The 4,044-nt window shown below is 56.1% G+C and carries 5 protein-coding genes and 1 pseudogene; 2 read left to right on the top strand and 4 right to left on the bottom strand.

What is annotated here, in order from left to right; genetic code table 11:
* The first annotated feature begins 238 nt into the window (after nucleotides 1-238).
* Nucleotides 239-421, top strand: a complete 183-nt coding sequence (locus BN2476_RS42875; RefSeq protein WP_087740183.1) for an HAD family hydrolase — start codon at nucleotides 239-241, stop codon at nucleotides 419-421.
* A gap of 122 nt (nucleotides 422-543) precedes the next feature.
* Here the strand turns inward: BN2476_RS42875 and BN2476_RS42870 are convergent, their stop codons facing one another.
* Complete coding sequence (locus BN2476_RS42870) at nucleotides 544-753, bottom strand: hypothetical protein (RefSeq protein ID WP_087740186.1); 210 nt, start codon at nucleotides 751-753, stop codon at nucleotides 544-546.
* A gap of 649 nt (nucleotides 754-1,402) precedes the next feature.
* Between BN2476_RS42870 and BN2476_RS42865 the strand changes: the two genes are divergently transcribed.
* Nucleotides 1,403-1,921 (top strand): Uma2 family endonuclease, encoded by a 519-nt coding sequence (locus BN2476_RS42865; protein WP_087740185.1) that lies wholly within the window; start codon nucleotides 1,403-1,405, stop codon nucleotides 1,919-1,921.
* A gap of 392 nt (nucleotides 1,922-2,313) precedes the next feature.
* Here the strand turns inward: BN2476_RS42865 and BN2476_RS42860 are convergent, their stop codons facing one another.
* From BN2476_RS42860 to BN2476_RS42850, 3 genes and pseudogenes are all read right to left on the bottom strand, one after another.
* Entirely contained in the window at nucleotides 2,314-2,562 is a 249-nt protein-coding gene (locus BN2476_RS42860; protein WP_087740182.1) for a hypothetical protein, read from the bottom strand.
* 215 nt (nucleotides 2,563-2,777) lie between these two features.
* Nucleotides 2,778-3,308 carry a phasin family protein gene (locus BN2476_RS42855; RefSeq protein ID WP_087740184.1) on the bottom strand — a complete coding sequence of 177 codons (531 nt, stop codon included), beginning with the start codon at nucleotides 3,306-3,308 and terminating at the stop codon, nucleotides 2,778-2,780.
* Nucleotides 3,309-3,926: 618 nt separating this feature from the next.
* Nucleotides 3,927-4,044, bottom strand: a pseudogene (locus BN2476_RS42850) (IS630 family transposase); the annotation flags it as partial.

Below are 4,044 nucleotides of genomic sequence, written 5' to 3'. Positions count from 1 at the left end.
GAACGGCAAACCGGCCTGACGGAAATCCTGGGAGGTTAACCAGCTTCCGAAGCTGCTTCTGTTATAAGGACCGCCAGGCGCGATTCTCATCGAGGCGCGACGGCTCACTCTGCTCCGACGCGGGATAGATTTGCGCGAGCCACCACACCATCAAAAATCAGCGTTGCAAAAACGGGGGTGACCATAGATTTACCTCGATACGGCGGACCTGCTTGCGATTGAACCAGCGGAGCTGTGTATGGTGGCTGCCCACAACGATGACCTAAAGGCCGCAAAGGCGTGTGGGCTGAAGACGGCGTTTGTTTCGCGTCCTAGTGAGCACGGTGAAGGGCAAACCAAAGACCTGTTTGCAGAAGGCCAATGGGATTTTGTCGCGAGTTCGTTCATCGAGCTCGCCGACATGATGCCGGCAGTTGGTTAGAGCAAGCGGCAGTGCGTTTGCTGCTTCCTCAGCAAGCTACCCCCGGCGTTGTCGCCATTGACACGAATAGTTGGGGGGAGGAAGGACATCGTGTCGTCGCTACCTGAATCCGCCCAGTTTGGTTATTGCGAGGCAAGAGCGTCGAGGCGCGCTTGTGCTGTTTCGTCCGGGTGTATGCAATGATAGGCGTCGAATAGCTCCGAGCACAGCTGTGCGAGCGTCGCGAGATTCACAGCCTGGTCCGGGTGCTCGACCTCTCCTGCGTTGAGTATGTCGTCAAGAACGGGAGCGAGACGGCGCAGTCGCCGGAAGGTCTCAACATCTAATTTCATATCACCTCCGTGGCCAAGCGATAGAGCGCCCTTGAACTGAGCGAATCTACGGCTCGGCTTTTGCCCGACGTGCCGCCCATGTTGACTGAGACGTTCGAGCTGCCATAAGTTTTTCATGTGCCGCGTCATGCTGCTCCCGCGGACGAAAGTCCGCACCCGGCCGGGGTTCGCGGCCCAGACCCTTTTGCGTCGAGCGGGCGCCGACTTGTAACCGGTTTTTGCGATGCTGCCATCGAGAACGGACACCGGACATCGGTTGTGCGATGTCGATTTCTATCGGAGATGTCCTCGGCGCATGAGAGGGAGAAATTTCTGAAAACCAGCTCGCGAAACCGACACGCTATCACTTCTGCGAAGCGGGCGCAGGAGCGCAGTTCGTCAGCGACAATGCATGGGACATCAGAGCCTCTCGACTGTCCCCGTTTCTGACGCGCCGCACAATAAATTTAAGCAACTGCATGAACTTTCGCTGGCGAAACATCGTCTTGCAACGATGACGGCATATCGACCGGTAGGCCGCTAGCTGCCGGCGCGAACCGCTTCGACACGTTCCGTCTGTTCTGATTGTGCGGCGCACACAAACAACAATTGTTAAATGACAAAGAAAGGGTATACGCTTACGCAACTTCCCTATTGGAGGCTCATCTTTGTGTCTACTCTCCTTGAGCGGGACTGGCTCGTTGCGACCTGGCGTCGGATTAACTCCGACACAGGGTCTGGCTCGTGGGAATGCTGTGAACTGGATGAACGCGGTGAAGCCGTGCCGCATCCACACCCTTCGGCACGCCGTCAGATAGTGCTGACCGACGTCTACTGCCAGATTGCCGACCAGATTGGTCATGTAGCGGCGATGTCGGTTGCAGTGACGACCCCGTCATTCGGTATCCGCGTACCTGACGTCGTCTGGATGCCGCCTGAAAAGTGGGAGCGGTTTGACCGGGAAGCCCCAATCCCGTTCGTGCCAGACTTGTGTGTCGAGGTGCTCCTTGACCGCGAGATGCAGCAAGACATCGGCCCCAGAGTCAGGGCTTACGTGGAGGGCGGCGCCCGCGAGGTCATTGTCGTCAGCCAGCGCGGAGAACTGCAATTCTTCGGAGCGAATGGACGGCTGCAAGCCTCGGCATTCGGGATAACGCTCTCGCTCGAGCAAATGTACTTCGAGGGGTAGTTAGCGCCGCCTTTCACCGCTAGGTTCACGTTGCTAAGCCGTGTTTTCGGTTGGACTGGCACTATACCAGTGTCATCACGTGTCGCGTGAGTGCCAACAGCTCAAGCAAGCAGCCGCTCCATATCCCTGATGTGCGACACATTGACGGCCCCAAATTGTGAATTCGGAAATCAAGCCCCCGGACGTCTGTCGCGCTGCCTGCTTTCGCAGATGCCGGTCGTGCGAATCATGTGCGCTGTGGGCGCAGGAAAGTTAAAAGGAACCGGCCGCGGTGTGTCGACGCCGAGTAATACTAGCGCTCGCGTCGGGGCGTATTCTCGGACGCGAAATCTAACTCGATTTCTTCTCCTTCTGGCCGGACTCTAATCTCCTCGTGCGGGCTGATTGGTCTCTCATGCCGCAGCGCGTTCTGTGGTCGGCTCCTGCCTGTCGACGGCAGGCGGAAACACGTGCCAGGTGCCATCACCGTGACGAAAGAAAAACACGCGCACACCGGCAGATGATGACGTCTCGACGCACACGTAACGTGTCCGGCCCCAGCGTGTACGACCGAATTCGGTAACGTGAACAAGTGCAGTGGGGGCCGGCGCAAGCCATTTTTCCACCTGATAGCGAAGCGACTTCGTGCTCGAATTCTTCATGTCCTACTCTGGTAGGTCAGGGCGCGACGCGTCTGATATCGTGCTGTGCCGATTCAATTTTACAAGTTAGGATAACTTATTGAATAAAACATGGAACGGCGTCGCGCGATGAGAGTAAGAGGAACCCGCTCAAATAATGAGCGGGACCTGCCTGGAACTTCTGAATTTTATGGCCGACATCACCAGCCTATTTTTGGGCAACGATTTCGGGTTGGTCAGCGGACCTCGGTTGGAGCCTCAAGCGCGGCCGTGACGTTGCTGCCTTCAGCAATCTGCGCCGCCTGTTTCGTCGCCTTCCGGGCAGTTTCAAATGTCGCACTGGCCGTTTCGATAGCGGACTTCCATGCGGACAAGGCGGCCTCGCTTCCAGCAGGAGCGTTCTTCGCGAGGTTTTCAAGAAACGCTTGCCAGTCGTGCTGGTAACGTTTGAACTGCTCGTCGAGAGTCTCTGTTAAATCGGCCAGGGCTCCGGACTCGATTTCATACACGTCCCGCAAGTACGACTGCGCTTTTTCTACTGCAGGTTGCGCCTGACCTGCCTGCAATTCAAACAATTCCCGCGGGTCTTTGGTCGATAAGGTCCTGTCTGCGATTTCCTGACTTCTGACGATGGTAGATTTGAATACCTGCAGATTCAGACTAGCGAGTTTTTCAATGCTCGCGAAAGCTTTGTTCAGAACGTCAAACATAGCTTCAAGACTTGCTTTCTGCGCGGCGATGGATTGCTTGAGGTCGGGGGTGCTCATCACAAACTCCATAAGGGTGCGAACATTTCCAGCTGGCCGTTGAACGGAACGCCAAATCGCGGCGTTGGAATCAATGTTGCAATGCAGCGAATTGATTCTAGAGGCAGGTGCGAAATTGTCAATCGCCTATTGCACTTGACCGTTAACATAGAAGGTGCCAACCAGCGCCGTGGCCTTGCGGGCGTTGACGGATGCGACAGTCATCTGGGGAAATCCCTGATGCAGGCAGTGGTCCATGTGGTGCCTAATGGCCTTTATGCGGGCGTGTGCAAATGCAGCATGAATTTCCGATGCTACCTCTGGCACGGGTCGCGTGAGACACGTGTGTTGTCGTTTATCAAACTGGTCATCGATTCCCGTATCTACATTCGTTGTGGACAGGTTCGACGCTTATGCCCACGGGCTCAGCGATGACGGTAAGTGACCAAGGTGCTGGCTGCTGACGGAATGGTTGGTTGAGAGAGAAAGCGGCGCGTCGTTGCGATAACTCGGGCGGCCCGCTGGGGCACCTTCGCACGCGGCGTCAGCGTGTATCATGGTTTGCATAGCCTCTGACCTGACGGAGAGAGACGCCTGTGGATGTATCGTTCCTCATCGACCCGATTCACAAAACCGTCACTAGTGTCGCGAGTTAGAAATTCGTAGACAAAATCGCTTGACGCTAGCGAGGATGTCGTCGGCCGATTTGGTCCAGTTGAAAGGTCTCGGATCAGTGTTGTTGATCTGGATGTATTGG

This window comes from Paraburkholderia piptadeniae, assembly GCF_900007165.1.
Taxonomy (GTDB): domain Bacteria; phylum Pseudomonadota; class Gammaproteobacteria; order Burkholderiales; family Burkholderiaceae; genus Paraburkholderia; species Paraburkholderia piptadeniae.
The sequence above is the reverse complement of the archived record's forward strand: the minus strand, read 5'-3'. Positions and strand labels throughout refer to the sequence as shown.